The organism is Maribacter sp. 2-571, assembly GCF_050589625.1.
Classification (GTDB): domain Bacteria; phylum Bacteroidota; class Bacteroidia; order Flavobacteriales; family Flavobacteriaceae; genus Pelagihabitans.
The window spans coordinates 1-21904 of record NZ_JBNGOP010000043.1; the positions used below are offsets into that span (position 1 = coordinate 1).

Below are 21904 nucleotides of genomic sequence, written 5' to 3' on the forward strand. Positions count from 1 at the left end.
GTAGTTAGTAGTTAGTAGTTAGTAGTTAGTAGTTAGTAGTTAGTAGTTAGTAGTTAGTAGTTAGTAGTTAGTAAAAAAATAAATTCAAATTCAAACATCTGGCTTTTTACGCACCACTAATTATTTTTTCATTGTTAATTGGTTATTGCTAATTGTCAATTGAAAAAAGACCGTCGCGCTGAAGGAAAAAAGACTAAAAAAAGCTCAAGTGTCAAATTCAAATTCAAAATTACAGGAATACCAACTAACCACTTTTTACCAACTACTTTTTACTCACAACTAATTACTGCAAACTATTCACTGCTTGTTAAAAATACTGCCCAATACCAAAAACAAGTCCTCGATCGGCATCTTTGGTAATACCGTATCCGTAATCGATCCGAAAAATAGCGTTGAAAATTCTTTTATGCATAAAACGAAGACCTGCCCCAGGGTACACGCGAATGTTCTGGTCGTCCCCAAAATCACTAAAATCCCCTCCAGGATTTCGCCAAGACCCCCCGTCTATAAAAACGTTCCCCTGTAATACGAACCAATCCTTATCCACCAAGGTATGTCGGTATTCCGTGTTGAGGACAATGGCACCGGTACCGCGATCAATGGTATTGCCGACGCCCCTGATATTTAGGTTATTGTCCACCGTAAAAGGGGCAAAAGGCGTATCGACATTACTCGCCAGACCAAGCCGTAACCGACTGGCCCAATTTCCCCGCGCCCCTACCCTTTGGAAATAGGCAAAATCGTTAAATCCTATCAAAAAGGCGGGAAGTACCCTATTGGTGGTTCCTACGTATTGAAAATTAAGGGCACTGCGAAAACCCGACAAATAATGATAGTCATATGAAATACCATCAAAATTGTAGATCAGTTTTATAAGGTGCTTATCCACTTTTAATTCCTGCGGCACCGAGGGGTCGGTAGCACCCGAAAGATATTCATAGTCCTCAACAAAAAGACTCGCACCCAGTTCTACCCTATTCTTAAAATTCAGCTCGTAGAGGCCCAATACTTCGAACCCTTCGTTATTATACCGATAATCAGCGGTAGCATCCGCGAAAAAGACCGGTTCCTGAGTGGTAAAATTGTTATAGCTAAAAGAAAGTCCAAACCGATTTCCGAACAGGTAGGGCGCCCTTATGTTCAGTCCATAGGAACTAAAAATATCGAACTGATAAAATCCGCCCGCAGTAATATTACGGCCCAGTGCATTAAATTCTTGAAGACCGATGCGAAAGGCAAAATCATCATTGGCGGAACTAAAAAGGTTGGCAAAAGGAATAAGGGTAAAATTCTCGGTTAGGTTGTAAAAAACATTATGGCGCCCATCATCGGAAGAAAAAATTTGATAATAGGCATGTGCCACGGAAGGCAAGCGCTTTAGTCGGGTAATATCTCGGTCCAGTATCACCGAATCCAATTGCTGTCCCGGTCGGGCCTCCAATATGCGTTTCAAAAAAGCGACTTTCGTTTTTTTGGCACCCTGGATCTTCACATCGGCGATATAGGACTCTTGCGCGTATCCAAAACCTATCAAGAACAGTAACGGCAACAAGCAGCGATTTGTAAACATAGGGCAAAGAGGGCATCAATTGAAATCAAATATACGTTATCGATTTAAAAAAGAGATCACAAGCTATGTTTAGGTGAAGCTGAAACAAAACGTGACCCAGAAAAATCGGGGGAGACCTTTAATTTTGCTAAGGTCAATATTTTTTATAAAACTCCGACAGCACCTGTTGTGTCGGTTTGTTCTGCGGTGTAAACCTATTGTCCTCTGCGCCGCCCGCGTTCTCATGTTTGATAAACCACTTCCAAATATACCCTCCGGCGAACCAATCTTCGGGCCAAAACGTTTCAAAAATGACCTGGGTGGCATCGGCCTGGGCCTGGAGGTTTACCTGCATATCATGCGCATCGACCAACCACGGTTTTTTTCCCGTAAAATCCATACTTCGATATCCAAATTCCGTAAAAAGTACTGGTTTCCCTTTTGATTCGGCCAAGGCCGCTATTTTGGTCTTCCAAGGTTTCCATCCTTCCCGGAGCTGCTCCATAGTGGGGTTACGGGCATCCGAAAGGGGAAAATAGGCATCGATGCCGATAAAATCCAACTCTTCCCAAAAAGGGGTTTTCGGGTATTCGTCCCAGTTGGCCGCATAGGTCAATTTTCCTTTATAGACCGCCCTTATTTTTTTGATCAAGGCCGTCCAATATGCTGGCCTATGGGTCACAAATTGCTGTAGTTCCGTACCAATACAAAAGAGGTCTACCTTCATTTTTTGGGCCACCTTGGCGTACGCCAGAATAAAGGCTTCGTAAGAGGTTTCCAGCGTTTTCCAGTCCTTTTCGCTCTGCATTTTCAAGGTGCCCGTAAACTCACCGCGCCAAATCCATATCTGGGGTTTCACCATTACTTTGACCCCTTTTTTCTGTAATTCCCCAATATACTGCGATGCCCCCTTACTGGTTTCACCGAACCATTGCCGTTCGCTATCAAAAACAATTTCCGGAGAATGGATATCACGGATAAACCCGAACGGCATTACCGCCGCATGGTTGGCGTGTACCTTTACGATCTGCGCCACCTGCGTTTCGGTTACCGGTTCACGGGAGGCCACAAAACTGACCCCATTGATTTTTTCGTTTTCCTGTCCGGTACACGAAAGCTGCAACAGGCATAGCAACAATAATTTTAAAATCCTCATAAATGGCCATCTTAGGATTTTAAAATTACGCTATTTTCAGGTAGCGATCAAAAAATCGCCCGAAGTCCCAAATTGAAGGTCTGCCCCAATCCGGTATTGCTCCCACGCACGAAGTTTGTGTACAAGAGTTCCAGGTTAAGTGCATCGGTAAGCTGATACTTTGCACCACCGCCAACGGCGGTAAAATCCTGCGCAAAATCATTCCCCAAATCGATCCGTTGCGAGTGCTGTGCCAAGGCCAACACTGTAAACTTGGAACTTGGAAAGTAACTTAGAAATACCCCGGGGGTAAGGTTTAAGCTATTGTTGGCAAAGCTTTCCTCCTGTTCCCCGAAACTCCATTCGGCATTAAGTTCCGAAAAAAGTTGCCACTTATCGCCCGGAAACGTATAATCATAAAAGAATCGATTTTGCCATATGTATCCCTTTTGGTCCAAAAAGACACCGTTTTCAACCTCATTGTCTACCAACGGAATAAAAAACGAACTCTGTATACTGAAGTTACTGACCGAGGCAATGGGCACGAATTTTACGGACGGGGCAATAGAGGTAAATCCGGAACGTGCGGTTCCTTCCTCCCCATCGAACTGAAACACCTCCAGCGCACCACGATCGTTGATCACGTTGGAACGAAATTCAAAAATCGCCCCGACGTTCCATCGGTTATTGCTACCCACCCCCGTGTAAGCCTCAAGCGTAGAGGTAAAAAAGGTCTGTCGGGGTTCGTCCCCTTCCGAGAACGTACTTTCGGTCTGTGTGTAAAGGTTGTTGAACCATTTTAAATCCAGTTGTCCCTTACCGATCAGTTTGGATGGGGTGTACTGTTGTATGTTACTTTTTGCCTGTTGTGGTGGACTATCCACGTCTTCATCTGCATTGGTATCTTGCGCTATCCCTTGAAATGTTAGGGCCAAAACGGCTAAAAAAACACCGTATTTCATAAAGTTTCTCATGTTGTTTGTTTTTAGGGCACCGATACGCAAAGCACAAGTGCCATTTAAAAGATTAGCTATTGTTATTAGGTTGTGTGTAAATTTACTTGGCGTCGTTCAACGTCCAGTCATAGGAATAATAGGATACCTTGGATTTTTCGGGAAGTTTCTCCGAGCGATAGGTGTTGATGAAATCGGTTACGCTACCGTTTTTTTCAAAATCGCCCTTGTACCATTCAAAAATTTGGGAAATTTGAACTTTATTTTTGTTCACGCGAATAAAATCGGCATTATTGATTGCCGCGACGGTCTGTCGCTGTAGTTGTGCTTCCAAAGTGGAAGGAAGGTACGCCTCGTTGATGATCGGTGGGCACCCCAAACCTGCACAGACCAAAACAAAATGAAAACGTGCCTCATTGGAAAACTCCGCACGTAACATCTTGTTCTCGATATCATTTAATGTAATTTCGGTTCCCCCTACACTGTGTTTGGTCTTATCAAAAAAACCGGCGATATCCAAAGGTTGTTTCACCGGGTAATGGTCAACGATACCCTTGATCACCAACAAATTGTAACTGTTGATCCAAAAGGCCTGATATGCTTTTGCGTTTTCTTTTGAAACGGTCAATTTCTCGGCCATCTCCAACAAACGATGTAATTCTCCGGAATCATTTTTTACTTTTTTATAAGCGACCTTTCCATTGGTAACATTGCTTTTAAAAAAGGCGTCGGCCCCTTCGAAAAATTCAGAAGTATCCTGACCGAATCCCAGAAAGGCAAAACTTATAATTAGCAGCGATATCAGATATTTTTTTGTTTTCATGTTTGTTATTTTTAAGGTTGAATTGTCGTATGGGTCGCACCTTTCTCCCCTGCCCTACAAAGAAAGGCAAATTTTGTGATTTATTTAAGATTTTAATAATCAAACGATTAGCCGTTCGAGAAATCGTCCATTACCTTACAAAATAGGTTCTTATTCAATTTCTTTCTAAATTGTACATATATGGTTAAGTTTTTTTCAACGACAACGACCCACGTACAACAACCACCAATTTATCCTAAATGGAACACATTGTAATCATTGGCAACGGCATTGCCGGTATTTCCGCCGCACGCCATATCCGAAAAAATTCCGATAAAAAAATAACCGTCATCTCTGCAGAGACCGAATACTTTTTCTCTAGAACAGCATTGATGTATGTGTATATGGGGCATATGAAATTTGAGCATACCCAGCCCTATGAGCCTTGGTTTTGGAAAAAGAACCGAATCGGGCTACTAAAAGGATATGTGACCACGATCGAACACGCCACAAAAAAAGTGGTCCTCTCCGACAAGACGGAAATTCCTTATGATAAATTGATTATCGCCGTGGGATCCAAACCGAACAAATTTGGATGGCCCGGCCAAGATCTGGATGGTGTTCAAGGATTGTACCACAAACAAGATCTGGAAAAACTCGAAGAAAACGCGCCCAACAATTCGGTTTGCAAGAGAGCGGTAATCGTTGGCGGCGGACTGATCGGTATTGAACTCGCCGAAATGTTGGTCACACGGAACATTCCGGTAACGTTTTTGGTTCGGGAAAACAGTTTTTGGAACGGTGTGCTTCCCGAAGGGGAATCCAGAATGATCAACGAGCATATATTGGAACATCATATCGACCTTCGTTTATCGACCAACCTCAATGAAATACTGGCAGATGAAAATGGGCGGGCAAAAGCAGTGACCACTGACAAAGGCGACACCATCGAATGCAATGTTGTTGGGCTTACCGCCGGAGTATCCCCAAACATCGATTTTTTAAAGGAATCGGGCATCACCTTGGGCAGGGGCATAAAGGTCAACCGCTATTTGGAGACCAATATTCCGGACATTTATGCCATAGGCGATTGTGCCGAACAACATGAAGGTATTGGCAACAGGCGCCCGATAGAAGCGGTATGGTACACCGGCAGAATGATGGGTGAAACCGTTGCCCAAACCATTTGTGGAAACAAACGGAGTTACAACCCTGGACACTGGTTCAATTCCGCGAAATTTTTGGATATCGAATACCAAACCTACGGATGGGTATTTGGGGAGCGCAGTAAAAAAGAATATGAAACCCATTTTCATTGGCGCCATGCCACAGAAAAAATATGTGTTACCATTTCCTTCCACAAGGAAACCAAAAAATTCCTTGGCATCAACACCTTTGGCATACGAATGCGCCACGAAATTTTTGATCGCTGGTTGACCGAGGAGCGGGAAGTGGAACATGTCATCGAATATTTAAAGGACGCCAGTTTTGATCCAGAATTTTATGCCGCCTATGAAGCGCAGATCATTGCCGCTTACAATGCGGAATTTGGAACGGCCATAAAAGCAAAAAAACGGAGTTGGAAACGTGTTTTTGAAAAGGCACGCATCTAACAAAACGAATTGTACCCCCTATAAACGAACAACCACAAAAAAAAGAACATGAGCACATTTGAAAAATCCATGTCCCTAGCGGGCGAACCGCCAAAGGCATTGAACACCGGACAAAAACTTGCTACCCTCTTGGGGATGATCGGTTTGGGGATATTGGTACTGAACCTTTTTAATATTGACTTTCCCAACAGCGGCCTATGGCTTACCGTTTCGTTGGTCGCCATATTTATAGGGGTCGTATGGTTTTCAAAAGCCGCTTATGCCCATAAGCACAAAGGCATCAAAAATGACGGCGTCTGGTTCAAATCCATGTCCAGCCGAGGGGTGTTGGCCTGGTTGGCAGGAATTGCATTGACCGGTTTTTATGTTGCCCTATACTTCTACCCCGAGTATTTGGGATTGGTAAAGGACGGCGCCAATACCGGTGTCATCGCACTTTTCGATCCCTTGAGCAGATTGCTCAGTGGCAATCCCGCTAGTCAATGGTTTGTATACGGTACGCTCTATACCGTTGCCATTCTCGCCTTTGGCATCAAGTTTATATGGAAATACCGCCATAATTCCTACGAGCGCATCCGCACCTTGAGCGTGATGTTCTTTCAAACCGCATTCGCCTTTATCATTCCCGAAATTATGGCCCGTTTAAATGGCGACCTTCCCTACTATGATCTTAAAAACATGTGGCCGCTCAATTACTATAATTTTGAACGGTACCGCATCAATGGATTTATCGATTCGGGAAATATCGGAATGGCCATGCTGATTTTCGGGATCCTCTCCATTTTCGTGATCAGCCCCATACTGACCTTTAAATTCGGGAAACGATGGTACTGTTCCTGGGTTTGCGGTTGTGGTGGGCTTGCGGAAACCGCGGGCGATTCGTTCCGGCAATTGAGCGATAAAACAAAAACCGCCTGGAACATTGAACGATGGGTAGTGCATAGCGTTGTGGTGTTCGTAACCTTGATGACCATTGCAGTGGTCTACTCTTACCTTGGCACCGATACCAGCAAGTACTGGTTGACAAAAAGTAGTTTTCTAATAGGGGTCAGCGTACTGCTTACCCTAGTTTTCGCCTGGGTAATGCTGTTCAAGCGAAAAGAGCTTCAAAAAGATGCCCAATATGGGGCCATCGGATATTTTGTGATCATTGCGGCACTTATCGGAATGCACGTATTCAGTTCGGAAGGTAATATTTTTCTCTTTAAATCGGAAACGCTCCGCAAAAGCTATAGCTTTTTAATCGGTAGTATTTTTTCCGGTGTTATCGGAACGGGCTTTTATCCCATTTTGGGAAATCGGGTATGGTGCCGTTTTGGTTGCCCAATGGCCGCCATTCTCGGGTTTCAGCAACGGCTCTTCTCAAGGTTTCGCATAACCACGAACGGCGGTCAGTGCATTTCCTGTGGCAACTGCTCCACCTATTGCGAAATGGGTATCGATGTACGCGCGTACGCCCAAAAAGGAGAGAATATCGTACGTTCTAGCTGTGTTGGTTGCGGAATTTGCTCCGCTGTTTGCCCAAGAGGTGTTCTAAAGCTGGAAAACGGCCCATTGGAAGGGCGTATCAACCCTACCGAAGTATTGTTGGGGAACGATCCCGACCTTATGGAACTGGTGAACAAAAATTAAGACGGCCATAATTGTTGGCAGGGACTTTGATACTACATTTGTAAGGTAGTGTAAAAGCGCTACACAAAACCCGTTGATCCTTTTGGTTTTCGGGTGGTCGATCAAAAGGATTAAAAGATGGACGTGACCGTTGTACGGGACGTTAGTTTTTTAAATTCCCTTCGACAAAACTTAAAAAGTCAAGACGTGCTCATTAAAATCTTACTTATCGGCTTTTTTACCTTTTCCTTTGGGACCGCCGAAGCGAAAATGGGTAAATATCATAAGGAATTCTACCGGACGGGGAAGACAAAATCCGAGGGTTGGCTAATCAACGGTCAAAAATCGGGCTACTGGCGTTTTTATCATCCAAACGGAAGGGTGTCGGAAAAAGGGCATTACGAAAAAGGGAAACGCAAGGATTATTGGTATTTCTATACGCCAAGGGGCGTTCGCCAGCAGGAAGGCCACTATAAAAAAGGCCAAATGGCAGATTGGTGGCTTTTCTATGACGACCGAGGAAAGGTAAACCATAAGTGCCAACTGAACTACGGCAAAAAAAATGGCTATTGTCTTCAATATAAAAACAGCAAACTTGCTTCGGCCGAAAAATATAAAAATGGGAAAAAGATAAAGGCCTGGTACAGCTTGTCCAGTTTTAAAAAAGAAAATAAACTATCCGATCTAAGATAATGCGCTGTTATCGTTTGTTAGCGTTTTTCCTTTGCGGTCTGAGCTGTTTGGCACAACGCGAACTCAACTACCCAAAGGTCGTTTACGGAACCGAACACATTACCGCAAATTGGTTGAGCCACCCGGATACGAAGGGAGGTGCCGATCAGGCCGTACTGTTCCGTAAAACCTTTTCCGTTTCGGATGTCGCGGAAGATTTCATTATCAACATCAGCGCCGACAACCACTACTTTCTTTTCATCAACGGCGTTAGAATTACCCATGGTCCGCAACTGAGCGATATCGAACACTGGAAATATGAAACGCTAAATCTAAAGGAGTTTCTGCAACAGGGTGAAAATACGATTGCCGTAAAAGTCGTCAATTACGGAAAACGGCGTTTTTTAGGGATACAGAGCCTGTACACCGCCCTAATGGTCAATGGTGTTTCGGAAAATGCAAAAATGTTGACTACCAAAGGGAACTCCGATGGATGGAAGTGCTTTATCGACCCCTCGTACAAGGCCTTGGAAGTACATTGGAGAAGCGAAGGGAAAAACAGTATTGTAGGCGGGTTTTACGCCAACAACCCCACTGACTTTATAGATCTGAACCAATATCCCAAAAATTGGGAACGACCCGGTTTTGATGATGACCATTGGGAGACCCCTGTTTTTTATGAAGGGGCAAAAAGTATGGGCGGGGCCATCGGCTATCTCCTGGAACCCCGAAACCTGCCCTTGCTGAGTTGGACCAAAGAACCGGTGGGAACCCTAGTTCGATCCACCGCAATAGCCAAAAGTTCCTTCCCGGAAAACACCCCATTACGGATACCGCCAAATACCAAAGCTTCCTTTTTGTTGGACAACGAGGTGGTCACCAGCGGTTTTCCCGAACTTCATTTTCACGGGGGAACGGGAGCTTCCATAAAAATAAAGTATGCCGAAAACCTTTTTGGACCGGAACAATATAAAGGCGATCGTAGCGCAATAGAAGGTAAACATCTCATCGGGTATTTGGACCATATTTTATCCGACGGAAGTAAAAACCAAACCTTTGTACCTACTTGGATGCGTACGTTCCGTTTTGTCGAATTTCAGATAACTACGGGTGACACCGAACTGGTTCTGGAGCAATTTTACAACAACCGTTCCGGTACGACGATACCCTCCACGGCGGCATTTATCAGTGATGACCCCACCTACAACGAAATTTTCAATATCTGCAAGCGTACCGTAGACCTCTGTACCCAAGACTATTTTTTAAGCGACGCCTACTATGAAACCATGCAGTACATAGGGGACACCAAAGTACACGCGCTCACTTGGCAGGCGCTCAGCGGCAACCTTGCCCATACGGAAAACGCGTTGCGGCAATTTCACCATTCCAGGGACGCCGACGGAAATTTACTGGGCGCATATCCCTTACGATCGACCTTTATTTTCCCTACCTACTCCCTGATCTGGGTCGACATGGTAGCGGATTATTACCGACTTACAGGGGACACTAAAATTATAGCTACCTATAAAGAGGGCATTAAACATACCTTGAACGGTTTTCAAAACAACATGAAACCCAACGGCCTTGTTGACAAAACGCCCTATCGCTACTTTGTTGATTGGTACCAAAACCCTGGCGAAGGCAAAGGTACCGCAACGGATAATGGCGGTGAAAATTCGGCGGTCGTTAGCCTACACTATGCCCATGCCCTGTCCAACGCAGCAAAATTGTTCGAGGCGATAGGCGATGACCACCATGCGAATGTATATGAAACCCGTGCCCAAACGGTAAAAAAAGCGGTGTTCGAACTTTGCTACGATAGCGATCGTATGCTGTTCGCGGAACGACCGGACAAATCCATATTCGATCAGCATACCAACATCATGGCAATTTTGACGGACGCACTTCCCAAGGAGGAACAGCCTACGCTATTGGCCAAAATAGTAAACGACAGTAACTTGTTACAGGCGACCTATTACTACCGTTATTACCTGTTCGAAGCCATAAAAAAAGTAGGGAAACCTGCATTGTTCGATAGTGCCCAACGCCCTTGGGAAGAAATGGTGGCCAACAACATGAGTACTACCTTAGAACGGTTCGAGGCCAACTCGAAACCCACCCGGTCCGAAGTGCATCCCTGGAGTGCTTCGCCCGCGTATTTTTATCTCACCTATTTGGCAGGCATCCAATCGGTTTCCGGGAACTTTGACGACATTTGTATTTCCCCGGCGTTTGGAAAACTAACGAAAATAAAAGGGACCATGCCAACAGCCAAAGGGCCCATTCATTTCAATTTGGAAAAAAGAAAAAATAACCTGTATGCGGAAATCGAAATACCGACAAAAAGCAAAGGCTCGATTCAATGGAACGGTTCCGCACAACCTTTACGACCGGGAAGACATCGGTACCAACTAAATTAAGTCCATGTCCACAAAAACGATAAAGGTCATTATTCCCGCGTACAACGAAGCGGATTCCATTGCAAAAGTGGTTTCCGCGTTACCAAAAACCGTTTCCGAGATAATAGTTGTTAACAACAATTCAACAGATGCCACCGCAGAAAATGCCCGTAAAGCGGGGGCTACGGTATTAAAAGAAACCCGAAAGGGGTATGGGTATGCCTGTTTGTGCGGAATGCAATACCTCAGTGAACAGTCCAAAGCACCCGACATTCTCGTATTTATCGACGGAGACTATTCCGACTATCCTGAAGAGCTTACCAAAGTGGTAGCGCCCATTGTAGATCGGGATATCGATTTTGTTATTGGAGCACGTGTAAAACACCTTAGGGAAGATGGAAGCATGACCCCACAACAAATTTTCGGGAATTGGTTGGCTACCTTTTTAATGAAAATACTGTTTAGGGCAACATTTACCGACCTTGGTCCGTTTAGAGCTATAAAATACGACAAACTGTTAGGTTTGGAGATGGGGGACAAAACCTACGGCTGGACCATTGAGATGCAGCTAAAGGCCCTGAAACAAAATTTGACATATACCGAAGTACCAGTACGTTACAAAAGACGAATTGGCATATCAAAAGTGTCCGGTACCGTAAAAGGTAGTATATTTGCGGGCATAAAAATATTAGGTTGGATTTTTAAATACAGCATAAAATAATATGGGACTTACAATCGCTTACATTATCATCGCCATCTATAGTATTGCGTTGTTGTTGATCTTTTTCTACAGTTTGGCCCAACTCAACCTTCTCGTCAATTATCTCGGTTACAAAAAGCAAAACCAGACCGCCCCAAAATACAATTTAATGGATGCCCGGGAAATTCCCATGGTAACCATCCAACTCCCCGTATATAACGAGGAATACGTAATGGAACGATTGCTCGAAAACATTGCCAAGATCGAGTATCCCAAGAGCAAATTGGAAATTCAGGTATTGGACGATTCTACCGACGATTCCGTAGTCGATACGGCAAAATGGGTAAAAGAGCTCCAAGCTACCGGATTGGACATACAACACATTCGCCGCGAAAACCGGCAAGGTTTTAAGGCGGGTGCCTTAAAGGAAGGATTGGAAGTGGCCAAAGGCGATTTCGTGGCCATTTTTGATGCCGATTTTCTACCGGATAGCGACTGGTTAAAAAAGACCGTTATCTATTTTAAAGATCCGGAAATTGGTGTTGTTCAGACCCGTTGGGGACATATCAACCGCGATTATTCGGTACTCACAAAAATACAGGCTTTTGCCTTGGACGCCCACTTTACCCTTGAACAGGTCGGCAGAAATGCCAAAGGCCATTTCATCAACTTTAATGGCACGGCCGGCATATGGCGCAAGGAGTGTATCCTTGATGCGGGAAACTGGGAAGGTGATACCCTTACGGAAGATTTGGACCTCAGCTATCGGGCACAATTGAAAAACTGGAAGTTCAAATATTTGGAAGATGTGGAAACACCGGCAGAGCTACCTGTAGTAATCAGCGCCGCGAGGTCGCAACAGTTTCGATGGAACAAAGGAGGTGCCGAAAATTTCCGTAAAACCGTTTGGAGCGTTGTTAGCGCCAAGAACATTCCGTTCAAAACAAAATTCCATGGTGTAATGCACCTTTTGAACAGTAGTATGTTCCTATGTGTATTCGTGGTTGCCCTTTTGAGCATCCCCACCATGTTCATCAAGAACATTTACCCGCAGTTCGACCTTGTTTTTGATGCCCTAAGTTTCTTTATACTCAGTACGGTGATCCTTTTCGTCTGTTACTGGTTCACATATAAGAGCATCCAAGGCAGTAGCTTTGATAATTTTGTAGATTACATTAAACTCTTTTTCACATTTTTCTCCGTGGCGCTGGGCTTCTCCCTTCACAATTCCATAGCTGTTTTGGAAGGTCATATGGGCAAGCGCAGTGAATTTGTAAGAACACCCAAGTTCAATATCAATAGTCTAACGGAAAGCTGGAAAGGCAATAAATACCTTACTAAAAAACTTTCGCCAAATATGTTATTGGAATTTGCACTGATGCTATATTTTCTCTATGGCATGTATTTGGCCATTCCATTGAACGATTTTGGGTTGTTCCCGTTTCATTTTATGCTGTTTTTAGGGTTTGGTTTCGTCTTCTTTAAATCACTTACCGCTCGGGCCTGATATCCGTTTCGCGCTCTTGATCGTTTCCTGTGAAAGAACAGCGACCTGTTCGGTCCCCTAGCGCTATGACCGCTTTTATCATGCTACGATTCTATAACACAATATTGATTTTATTCTTGTTGTCAACGGGGTCCATAATCGGACAAACGCGGAACGAGATTCGGTACCTTATTCACAATATGCCTGATAGCGTTGGCACGGGTACCTTCTATATGACATCGCAAACCCAAAAAATAATAGCCTATGGGGAAAGCGCACTTCCTATTTTAGTCAACCTGTTTACAAATAACGATGCATCGAACAATAGATTTCGGTGCGAAAGGTCTTTTTTGACAAAGGGAGAAATAGCCATTATTATAGCCGATCTTATCGAGCCCATTCCCTACACAAAGGTTACCGGGGCGTTAAGTTGCGATCTTGATTTTTGTACAGAACATTCCGTATCGATCGCCAATTATCTACCCGCCATCAAAACGTACGGCACCCAAAATTTTCAAAAGAAATATCGCGATTGGCTGAATAGTCCGGAAAGGAAAGCATGGACCAACAAGCAAAAACGGATCCTCAAAAAGGAACGAAAAAAAGAGGTTCAAAAATGTTGGCAGAAAAAAAAGACCAATTAAAGTTAGTTTTGCATTTTAATCGACGCTTTTGCGACTATTACAATGCACATCAAGAAAACCAACCCATTACTGGAGGTCAGAATCAAGGATAGTGCTATTTTAGGATATCCTAAAAGAATACTATATAAAACCCTTAGGATTTTGGACTTTAACTTCTATCGATTTCTCTTTTACTCCATTGTAAGAAAAGAATGAAAGTTCATTATACCGATTTTCGTAAAGTGGTCGGAGCGCTCTTTTTTAAACTCCTTTGTCGAAATAGCCACTTCCGTCTCCCTTATAGTAAGGAAAGCATACCAATTGCCCAGTCGTAATAAGAATGGCGTAAACCAGTAGGATTTATATTTTGGAAGAATTGCCAGAAACCAATTTTTGCCTTGTTCCAAAAATCAACAACCATAAACAAATTCCAATTTCGCCCAACGCATGGGGAAGCTCTGCAATGGTAGGAATGATACTCCTTTTATAACTTTGCGTAAAAAAGAAATAACCAAAGAAATCGATAAGATAACCCAAAAATCCCGCTGTGAGTAAAACACCAAAAAAATTAGGTAAAAATCCGGATCTATAGGCCAAAAGGAAACAACCAAAGTCCCCAAAATATTTGAATTATGCGGAACCCGTTATAATGCGATTTTAAGATTGTGAAAAGTTGTTCTGACCGTTCTGTTGCATAGGCCGTGTATGAACCTAAGGAATCATCCAAAAGGGTGATGATGTCCAACTTTGGAATTAGATTGGCATAGGATACTCCAACGCTCACAACCACCAATACGATCATGACGACGGCAATATCAATACTCACCTGTTTCAACAACCTGTGCAAAGAAAGTGACAAAAATAGAAATAGGGTATACATGAACAAGTCGCTCAAGATTCCTAGCTTGAAAAAGAATTCATTTACTATTATATTTTTATGGGTGTCGATTGCACTTTCCCATACATACAATTTGGAAGGAACATATACCAAGCTAAACATACCGCAACATATCATTAAGAGGTATAAGAGTCCCGATGTTCTTGCCACTCTTTTAACATTTTGAATCATAAGGGCAATTGGTTTTAGTTTAAAATGTAAAAAGTATAGGGGTCAATCGCTTTTTTTTGGCCATTTGTAAGCGTACCAAACAATGGTTATCGTAATTGCACTTTCTAAAAAAGCGAGAAAAACATAAAAACTGTACCATTTGACCATGGAGTTAACACCTATAAAAATCATCATTACCGTAAACAGCGTTCCGAACAAGATGTTCAAGAAGCGGGTTATTTTCGGCCCAAGAACAACCGATAGTGCCACCATTAGGGAAGGAATTGCCAAAAGCATCGACGCGACCAATAGCTTCGTCGGGCTATCCAGAATGTTTTCACCAGTAATCAAACTGTTGATTTTATCTGGAGTGTACAGTTCAAAGTAATCCCCATATAGATAGCAAAAGGTTACGGAGGACCATAAGGCCGCAAGTTTTACTTTAATGCCTACCTCTTGATTTTTTAACATATTGATTATGGTTTCAGAAGCCGGACCAGGCCTCTTTACTTCCAAGACGCTACGAAACCTTAAATGGTTGCCCAGGGTTTCATTTTAAAGGTGAATTGGTAGTATCCATTTTCACTTTCGTCGATTGTGAGGTTCACTTCCAAATCCAACGGAACGGATGAGTATCCGTTTCTTCGATAAAGCTGATAGCCCATTTCCATACTCCTGGCAACCGCAAAATCGGTGGAGACACTACTAAAAGCCTATTGTGTTTTGTAACTTAACCCCGTTTTGCACCATTGTACTCTTATAAAGTTGTCAATAATGAAAGTCATCGTCGCCATTTTATTTGCCTTTTTAGCATTATACGCATTTGTATTTTTACGCTATCGCCTTTCCTATACTCGAAAAGCGGCAGGGGCCGCTGAAGTACGCTATAACCTTATCGACCTGGGCTACCTCCATCTGTTACGACACGCCTTTGAAACCCTGTTGGGCAACAAGCGGGTTTTCTTAAAAGTGCCTTTTAAGGACCATCTCTTTATTTACGTAAACAAAAAGGACTGGCAGAAATTATGGCCCGAAAGTCCTTTGAAAATGAAAGAGCAGGGCTATACCGTCGTATTTCAATTTGAAGCGACCTACCTCGTTTTTGGCGGTTTGGGGCTTGCCGAAGTGGTTTCCCATAAACAGGTAAAGGACGAGCCGAAAGTATTAAAATAATACCATTTTAACTTTGAAATCGCGCGTATAGAAATTGAATTATTTTTTAGTTGTTCGAGGCAAAAAATCTAAGCATAGCCTTAGCTACGGTTATATCCCCGTTCAAGCCGGGGACAGGCTTTTTAACGAAGAACAGCTGAAAAAGAAACGATTTATTAGTGCTATTTCAAAGTTAAAATGGTATAAGGCCATTCCCAACAGGGTAAAGCCAAGTTCTTACCGCTTTTGCGTAGGATAACGAACTTCCTCCTTTTCGAATGTTGTTTCCCTATTCCGCTATTCGTTCCGATTGTGGCTCGATCTCGTTCAAAACCATTAAATTAGTCCACAACATCGTATATCCATTTTATCGTGTTCGATACCCTTACCAAATACTGGAAATTACATAAGGTTGCCATACTCTTATCGGCTTTGGGTGTTTTGTTGTATGCTTTTTTTGCTTTTCAACTGGTTCGCACCGATTTTCCGAAATTGCTAGGCCTTTTTACGGCGCTGTTCTTTATATACCTCAAGCTCATTCAATTTGAAAAATGGAACCTTAGGTTTTTGGTAGGAATGGGCGTACTGTTCCGGCTGCTATTTTTATTGGCCGAACCAAATTTATCACAAGACTACTTCCGTTTTATCTGGGACGGCGAATTAGCGGCCCAAGGCATCAACCCCTATTTGTATACACCCTATACGTTGATCGCGCAAACCGATGTCCCTATTGCCAATGCCCAGGTATTATACGACGGCATGGGCAGTTTAAGTGCGCGAAACTATAGCAATTATCCTCCCTTTAATCAATTGTTGTTCGCATTGGCCTCTTTATTGGGCGGTAAAACCATTTTTGGCTCCCTTCTTGTCATGCGGACGACGATTATTTTAGCGGATATCGGGATACTCTATTTCGGCCGCAAATTGCTCTTATACCTGAACAAATCGCCACATTTGATTTTTTGGTATTTTTTAAATCCATTGGTCATCATAGAACTTACGGGAAACCTTCACTTCGAAGGGGTTATGCTTTTCTTTTTTGTTTGGGCGCTTTTCCTGACCGCGGTAAAAAAATGGTTGCCCGCAGCAGTGGTCTATGCGATATCGATAGGTGTAAAATTGGTGCCATTGCTTTTCTTACCGCTGGTTCTGAAGTACTTCGGCCTTAAAAAAAGTGTGTTGTTTTATGGTTCGGTCGTCCTTTTTTGCTTTTTAATGGTAGTCCCTTTTTACTCGCCGGAATTCATAACCAACTACTCCAAAACGGTAGGATTGTGGTTTTCGAATTTTGAATTCAATGCCGGCCTCTATAACGGCATCAAATTACTGGCCGTCCAATTCGATGCGAAACCCTGGGAACTCATCAAAACCTATGGAAAAATTACTCCGATCTTAACAATAGCGGTGGTCTTATACTGCACTTTTTTTCGCGATACCAAGAAAATCACCGTTCTTTTGAACGCTATGCTATGGGTGCTGAGTTTTTATTATCTCACCTCCCCGACGGTACATCCGTGGTACCTTATTTTTTTGGTGACCCTTTGTATTTTTACGAGCTTTCGGTTTCCTATCGTTTGGTCTGGTCTGGCGGTATTGAGCTACTTTGCCTATGCCAATGAAACGTTTTCGGAAAACCTGTGGCTGTTGGGATTGGAGTATGCGCTGTTGTTTGGTTATATGGGATATGAAATTATAACAGTCTGGGGCAAAAAAGTGTTTTTTCGCAAAAATTGACAAAGCGGGACGGTCGATTCAATATTATTTGTAAATTTGAAATTCAATGGTATCGCAAACAACATACAATATCCTCTTCATAGCGCTAGATGCGTTCCGTCGTTTTGCGCCCGTTCGCCGTCGCCCGTAAGGGTGTACTTCTATTTTGGAAATAGGTGAGTCCATTTCCGTTTCAAACAAAAAATCGTCTAGTATCAAATTTAAAGTCAGTTTCAATGAAGATTGTCATTGCAAACGAGTCCCATTTTAAGTACGCGAACATCATTTGTGAGACCATTGCCGATTCGGCAAAGGTTCGCGGTACCGGTATCGCAAAACGAACTCCGGAGTATATTATCAAAAAATTGGAAAACGGAAATGCCGTTATCGCTTTGGATGGTGAAACTTTTGCAGGTTTCTGTTATATCGAAGTTTGGGAACACGAACAGTATGTGGCCAATTCCGGTTTGATCGTACATCCCGATTTCAGGGCACAAGGACTTGCCAAAAAGATAAAAAAGAAGGTTTTTGAACTATCGAAACAAAAATTTCCCCACGCCAAAATTTTTGGGATTACCACGGGTTTACCGGTAATGAAAATCAATTATGAGTTGGGATACAAACCCGTTACCTTTTCCGAACTGACCGAAGATCCGGAATTTTGGAAAGGCTGCCAAACCTGTAAAAATTTCGATGTGCTCACAAGAACGGATCAAAAAATGTGCCTGTGCACCGGTATGCTATACGATCCGGAGACCAAAAAAGAAAATAAAAAAGTGAACGGCAAAGCATTTAAAAGACTCAAGAGCATTAAAGAAAGTCTGTTATTGAAGAAGAGGAGTAAAGAGTAGTTAGTGGTTAGTGGTTAGTGGTTAGTGGTTTGGAAAATACAATTTCCCGAGAAAAGCCAGCGACACCGACCTTCACGGTTACCACTGGTTACGAACTACTTTTAACCGATAATGTTCATTGCTAATTGTAAAAAGCAGGAAAACCCTTTTTTTGGGTATAAAACATAAATAATCAATATGGAAAAATTAGTACTGGCTTATAGTGGAGGTTTGGACACCTCTTATTGTGCCAAATACTTATCAAAAGAAAAAGGATTTGAGGTACATGCCGTAAGCGTAAATACGGGAGGCTTCTCCAAAGCGGAGATCGCCGATATCGAAACCAAGGCATTACAACTGGGCGCAAGTACCTATACGTCTATCGATGCCGTGGAAACCTTTTACCAAAAAGTAGTGAAATACCTGATTTTTGGTAACGTGCTCAAGAACAATACCTACCCATTATCGGTAAGTGCCGAACGTATTGTACAGGCCATCGAAATTGTACAACACGCCAAGAGCATAGGAGCCAAATATATCGCGCACGGCAGTACCGGTGCGGGCAACGACCAAGTACGTTTCGATCTTATTTTTCAAACGATCGCCCCGGAAATTACGATCATTACTCCCATTAGGGACGAACAATTGTCGCGGGAAGCGGAAATTACGTACCTGAAAGAAAACGGGGTCGACTACTCTTGGGAAAAGGCCAAATACTCCATTAACAGAGGTCTTTGGGGTACTTCCGTCGGTGGTGAAGAAACCTTGACCTCCGAAAAACCGTTACCGGACAATGCCTATCCCAGTCAACTGAAAGAGAAAGAACCTTCGGAAGTCTCCCTGACCTTCGAAAAAGGGGAATTGGTCGCCTTAAATGGCGTACAGGACACTCCAGTGGCGAATATCGAAAAATTGAATGCGCTTGCCTCCCAATATGCCATAGGTCGCGATATACACGTTGGCGATACCATAATCGGTATCAAGGGCCGGGTGGGTTTTGAGGCTCCTGCCCCCCTGATCATCCTAAAAGCCCACCACTTGTTGGAAAAACACACCCTAACAAAGTGGCAACAATATCAAAAAGAGCAGCAAGGTAATTTTTATGGCATGCTGTTGCACGAGGGCAACTATCTTGATGCGGTAATGCGAAACATAGAGGCCTTTCTTACCGACACCCAAAAAACGGTGAGCGGTACCGTGCATGTAGGGCTGTATCCGTTTCAGTTCCGGTTGAACGGAATTGTTTCGGAACACGACCTTATGAACGCCTCCTTTGGGAGTTATGGGGAAATGAACAAAGGATGGACAGCCGAGGAAGCAAAAGGGTTTATTAAAATCCTATCCAATTCGGGCAAAATTTACAATGATGTAAACCATAACCTTTAATAGCATTTCCGATGTTAAATTACGCAAGTAAATAACCTCGGGGCAAGCCCACGAGGCATTAGAACGAAAATCAATATTGATTTAGACCCAAGCGTCGGAGCATTTTAAATCTCGATTATCGAGTAAAAAGCAGGAATTCAACATCAGAAATGGTGTAAAATCAAAAACGGAAAAAACCATCGTTTCCAAGTTTATAGGAGCAACACCATACATATGATCAGCATAGGAATTATTGGGGGATCGGGATATACCGGAGGGGAACTCATCCGAATTTTATTGCACCATCCCGAGGCGAAAATCGATTTTGTATACAGCACTACGCGAGCAGGAAAACCCTTGACTACGGCACACCCCGATCTTCAAGGCGGCACGGAAATGACGTTTGCCGGCACGGTAAACACCAATGTCGATGTTGTTTTCCTTTGCCTGGGCCACGGAAATTCAACGCAATTTTTAAAGGAACATTCGTTCTCGGCAGCTACAAAGATTATCGACCTTAGCAATGATTTTCGCTTGAAGGCCGACGCCAAGATCGATGATAAAACGTTTGTATACGGATTACCGGAGCTACAACGGTCCGTTATCCGGGAAGCGAACCATATTGCCAATCCCGGTTGCTTTGCCACTGCCATTCAGCTGGCCTTGCTACCGCTGGCCAAAGAACATCTTTTAGGCGAAGAAGTACACGTAAACGCGGTAACCGGTAGTACGGGTGCCGGTGTACGACCAATGGAAACCACCCATTTTAGCTGGAGAAACAATAACGTAAGTTGGTACAAACCCTTTACCCATCAGCATTTGGGGGAAATTGGGGAAAGTTTACGATCGCTACAGCCCAATGCGAGCACTCCCTATTTTTTACCGGTACGCGGCAATTTTGCAAGAGGCATTTTCGCTACCTGTTATACCCGATTTGATGGTAGCGAAGCGGAAGCAAAAGCGCTTTTCGATACCTTTTATAAAAATGCTCCTTTTACCCAACACGTAAACCGACCCATACACTTAAAACAGGTAACCAATACCAACCAATGTCATGTACATGTGCACAAGCACGAGAACGTATTATTGATTACCTCGGCAATCGATAACCTTTTAAAAGGAGCCTCTGGGCAAGCGGTCCAAAACATGAATTTGATGTTCGGCTTTGAAGAAACCATGGGACTGAATCTAAAGGCCAGCCTTTTTTAAAGTAAAACAAGAATATGAAATGAGCATAAGCTTTTAGTTTATTCATTTTCAACAGACGACAAAATTTAAAACACATGAAAATAGCCATTATAGGAACGGGAAATTTGGGACTCTCCATAGCTAAAGGGATTTTGCATAGCGATGGTGCTACCAAAATGTATATGACCAAACGAAACCTTGCGTCCATCAAAAGCTTTGAAAAGTACGGAAACGTCGTGGTCACCACCGATAACAGAGAGGCCGTAAAACAGTCCGACATTCTAATTTTTGCGGTACAACCGGGACATTTTGCTCAAATTTTAGAAGACACCAAAGACCTGTTGACCGAAAACCATGTGGTCATTTCTACCATTACCGGTTTTAGCATCCAAAAAATAGAGACCGTCATCGGCACCGACAATTATATCATACGGAGCATGCCCAACACCGCAATATCGGTCGGCAAATCCATGACCTGTATGTGCTCCAATACCAAAGGAAAAAAGCGGATCGATCTGGCAAAGGCAATTTTCAACCAAATGGGGCACTCTATGGAAGTACCCGAGGAACAAATGCAGGCGGCCACGGTCATCTGTGCCAGTGGCATCGCTTTTTGGATGCGATTGATCCGGGCAACCACCCAAGGCGCCATCCAACTTGGTTTCGACGCACATGAGGCGCAGGAACTTGCCATGCATACCTGTGAGGGGGCCGCGAGTTTATTGATTGAATCGGGCAACCATCCCGAAGAGGAAATCGATCGGGTGACCACTCCGATGGGCTGTACCATAAAGGGATTGAACGAAATGGAGCATCAAGGACTAAGCTCCTCCTTGATCCGCGGTATCGTAGCCTCGTTCGATAAAATAACGGAGTTTAAGAAACAGTGAAATGCAAAACACAACTACACAAATACAATTCTTGATCGCAGGCAATGTTGTTGCGGATGGGTTAAAGGGTTTGGAGTTAGTAGTTAGTAGTTAGTAGTTAGTCAATAGTGTCCGGTTGTAACTAAAAGATTTTCAATTGGTTGCAATTGTCGTTCTTTGAAATTTGAAATTCGTT

At 43.3% G+C, this 21904-nt stretch carries 18 protein-coding genes and 1 pseudogene; 13 read left to right on the forward strand and 6 right to left on the reverse strand.

What is annotated here, in order from left to right:
• Positions 1-307 precede the first annotated feature (307 nt).
• The 4 genes from ACRD7P_RS20175 to ACRD7P_RS20190 form a co-directional block, all read right to left on the reverse strand.
• Positions 308-1570, reverse strand: coding sequence for an outer membrane protein assembly factor (locus ACRD7P_RS20175; protein ID WP_430909584.1), 1263 nt, complete (start codon positions 1568-1570; stop codon positions 308-310).
• A gap of 133 nt (positions 1571-1703) precedes the next feature.
• Positions 1704-2705 carry a glycoside hydrolase family 113 gene (locus ACRD7P_RS20180; protein ID WP_430909586.1) on the reverse strand — a complete coding sequence of 334 codons (1002 nt, stop codon included), beginning with the start codon at positions 2703-2705 and terminating at the stop codon, positions 1704-1706.
• 47 nt (positions 2706-2752) lie between these two features.
• Entirely contained in the window at positions 2753-3658 is a 906-nt protein-coding gene (locus ACRD7P_RS20185; protein ID WP_430909587.1) for a hypothetical protein, read from the reverse strand.
• An 82-nt stretch (positions 3659-3740) separates the two neighbouring features.
• Positions 3741-4460: a DUF547 domain-containing protein gene (locus tag ACRD7P_RS20190; protein WP_430909588.1), complete on the reverse strand. Its 720-nt coding sequence runs from the start codon at positions 4458-4460 to the stop codon at positions 3741-3743.
• A 239-nt stretch (positions 4461-4699) separates the two neighbouring features.
• On the opposite strand from ACRD7P_RS20190, the gene ACRD7P_RS20195 reads away from it, so the two are divergent.
• The 7 genes from ACRD7P_RS20195 to ACRD7P_RS20225 all read left to right on the forward strand — a co-directional run bounded on the left by ACRD7P_RS20195 (position 4700) and on the right by ACRD7P_RS20225 (position 13564).
• The gene (locus ACRD7P_RS20195; protein WP_430909589.1) at positions 4700-6052 is read left to right on the forward strand and encodes an NAD(P)/FAD-dependent oxidoreductase; all 1353 of its coding nucleotides are present in this window, start codon (positions 4700-4702) and stop codon (positions 6050-6052) included.
• Positions 6053-6100: 48 nt separating this feature from the next.
• Positions 6101-7684, forward strand: coding sequence for a 4Fe-4S binding protein (locus ACRD7P_RS20200; RefSeq protein ID WP_430909590.1), 1584 nt, complete (start codon positions 6101-6103; stop codon positions 7682-7684).
• A 117-nt stretch (positions 7685-7801) separates the two neighbouring features.
• On the forward strand, positions 7802-8356 hold the full coding sequence (locus ACRD7P_RS20205; RefSeq protein WP_430909592.1) for a toxin-antitoxin system YwqK family antitoxin: 555 nt from the start codon (positions 7802-7804) through the stop codon (positions 8354-8356).
• Positions 8356-10755 carry a hypothetical protein gene (locus ACRD7P_RS20210; RefSeq protein WP_430909593.1) on the forward strand — a complete coding sequence of 800 codons (2400 nt, stop codon included), beginning with the start codon at positions 8356-8358 and terminating at the stop codon, positions 10753-10755. The genes ACRD7P_RS20205 and ACRD7P_RS20210 overlap by 1 nt, the downstream gene beginning before the upstream one ends.
• Before the next feature lie 4 nt (positions 10756-10759).
• Positions 10760-11455 carry a glycosyltransferase family 2 protein gene (locus tag ACRD7P_RS20215; protein WP_430909594.1) on the forward strand — a complete coding sequence of 232 codons (696 nt, stop codon included), beginning with the start codon at positions 10760-10762 and terminating at the stop codon, positions 11453-11455.
• A 1-nt stretch (position 11456) separates the two neighbouring features.
• Positions 11457-12941: a cellulose synthase family protein gene (locus ACRD7P_RS20220; protein ID WP_430909595.1), complete on the forward strand. Its 1485-nt coding sequence runs from the start codon at positions 11457-11459 to the stop codon at positions 12939-12941.
• A 179-nt stretch (positions 12942-13120) separates the two neighbouring features.
• Entirely contained in the window at positions 13121-13564 is a 444-nt protein-coding gene (locus ACRD7P_RS20225) for a hypothetical protein (protein ID WP_430909597.1), read from the forward strand.
• Between the two features lie 339 nt (positions 13565-13903).
• Here the strand turns inward: ACRD7P_RS20225 and ACRD7P_RS20230 are convergent.
• Positions 13904-14612: pseudogene (locus ACRD7P_RS20230) on the reverse strand (DUF4386 domain-containing protein).
• A 42-nt stretch (positions 14613-14654) separates the two neighbouring features.
• Positions 14655-15062, reverse strand: coding sequence for a DUF6326 family protein (locus ACRD7P_RS20235; RefSeq protein ID WP_430909598.1), 408 nt, complete (start codon positions 15060-15062; stop codon positions 14655-14657).
• Between the two features lie 303 nt (positions 15063-15365).
• Here ACRD7P_RS20235 and ACRD7P_RS20240 point away from each other — a divergent pair, with 303 nt between their 5' ends.
• The 6 genes from ACRD7P_RS20240 (at position 15366) to proC (ending at position 21729) form a co-directional block, all read left to right on the forward strand.
• The gene (locus ACRD7P_RS20240; RefSeq protein WP_430909599.1) at positions 15366-15764 is read left to right on the forward strand and encodes a hypothetical protein; all 399 of its coding nucleotides are present in this window, start codon (positions 15366-15368) and stop codon (positions 15762-15764) included.
• 351 nt (positions 15765-16115) lie between these two features.
• Complete coding sequence (locus ACRD7P_RS20245; protein ID WP_430909601.1) at positions 16116-17477, forward strand: mannosyltransferase; 1362 nt, start codon at positions 16116-16118, stop codon at positions 17475-17477.
• 215 nt (positions 17478-17692) lie between these two features.
• The gene (locus tag ACRD7P_RS20250) at positions 17693-18307 is read left to right on the forward strand and encodes a GNAT family N-acetyltransferase (RefSeq protein WP_430909602.1); all 615 of its coding nucleotides are present in this window, start codon (positions 17693-17695) and stop codon (positions 18305-18307) included.
• Between the two features lie 177 nt (positions 18308-18484).
• Positions 18485-19672 (forward strand): argininosuccinate synthase, encoded by a 1188-nt coding sequence (argG, locus tag ACRD7P_RS20255; protein WP_430909603.1) that lies wholly within the window; start codon positions 18485-18487, stop codon positions 19670-19672.
• A 213-nt stretch (positions 19673-19885) separates the two neighbouring features.
• Positions 19886-20860: an N-acetyl-gamma-glutamyl-phosphate reductase gene (argC, locus tag ACRD7P_RS20260; RefSeq protein WP_430909604.1), complete on the forward strand. Its 975-nt coding sequence runs from the start codon at positions 19886-19888 to the stop codon at positions 20858-20860.
• A gap of 74 nt (positions 20861-20934) precedes the next feature.
• Positions 20935-21729 carry a pyrroline-5-carboxylate reductase gene (gene proC, locus ACRD7P_RS20265; protein ID WP_430909605.1) on the forward strand — a complete coding sequence of 265 codons (795 nt, stop codon included), beginning with the start codon at positions 20935-20937 and terminating at the stop codon, positions 21727-21729.
• Positions 21730-21904: the final 175 nt, after the last annotated feature.

Excerpts from the sequence above, each read along its gene's own strand:
- ACRD7P_RS20175 (WP_430909584.1), bottom strand. The coding sequence starts at position 1,570 with ATGTTTACAAATCGCTGCTTGTTGCCGTTACTGTTCTTGATAGGTTTT.
- ACRD7P_RS20180 (WP_430909586.1), bottom strand. The coding sequence starts at position 2,705 with ATGAGGATTTTAAAATTATTGTTGCTATGCCTGTTGCAGCTTTCGTGT.
- ACRD7P_RS20185 (WP_430909587.1), bottom strand. The coding sequence starts at position 3,658 with ATGAGAAACTTTATGAAATACGGTGTTTTTTTAGCCGTTTTGGCCCTA.
- ACRD7P_RS20190 (WP_430909588.1), bottom strand. The coding sequence starts at position 4,460 with ATGAAAACAAAAAAATATCTGATATCGCTGCTAATTATAAGTTTTGCC.
- ACRD7P_RS20195 (WP_430909589.1), top strand. The coding sequence starts at position 4,700 with ATGGAACACATTGTAATCATTGGCAACGGCATTGCCGGTATTTCCGCC.
- ACRD7P_RS20200 (WP_430909590.1), top strand. The coding sequence starts at position 6,101 with ATGAGCACATTTGAAAAATCCATGTCCCTAGCGGGCGAACCGCCAAAG.
- ACRD7P_RS20205 (WP_430909592.1), top strand. The coding sequence starts at position 7,802 with ATGGACGTGACCGTTGTACGGGACGTTAGTTTTTTAAATTCCCTTCGA.
- ACRD7P_RS20210 (WP_430909593.1), top strand. The coding sequence starts at position 8,356 with ATGCGCTGTTATCGTTTGTTAGCGTTTTTCCTTTGCGGTCTGAGCTGT.
- ACRD7P_RS20215 (WP_430909594.1), top strand. The coding sequence starts at position 10,760 with ATGTCCACAAAAACGATAAAGGTCATTATTCCCGCGTACAACGAAGCG.
- ACRD7P_RS20220 (WP_430909595.1), top strand. The coding sequence starts at position 11,457 with ATGGGACTTACAATCGCTTACATTATCATCGCCATCTATAGTATTGCG.
- ACRD7P_RS20225 (WP_430909597.1), top strand. The coding sequence starts at position 13,121 with ATGCCTGATAGCGTTGGCACGGGTACCTTCTATATGACATCGCAAACC.
- ACRD7P_RS20235 (WP_430909598.1), bottom strand. The coding sequence starts at position 15,062 with ATGTTAAAAAATCAAGAGGTAGGCATTAAAGTAAAACTTGCGGCCTTA.
- ACRD7P_RS20240 (WP_430909599.1), top strand. The coding sequence starts at position 15,366 with ATGAAAGTCATCGTCGCCATTTTATTTGCCTTTTTAGCATTATACGCA.
- ACRD7P_RS20250 (WP_430909602.1), top strand. The coding sequence starts at position 17,693 with ATGAAGATTGTCATTGCAAACGAGTCCCATTTTAAGTACGCGAACATC.
- argG (WP_430909603.1), top strand. The coding sequence starts at position 18,485 with ATGGAAAAATTAGTACTGGCTTATAGTGGAGGTTTGGACACCTCTTAT.
- argC (WP_430909604.1), top strand. The coding sequence starts at position 19,886 with ATGATCAGCATAGGAATTATTGGGGGATCGGGATATACCGGAGGGGAA.
- proC (WP_430909605.1), top strand. The coding sequence starts at position 20,935 with ATGAAAATAGCCATTATAGGAACGGGAAATTTGGGACTCTCCATAGCT.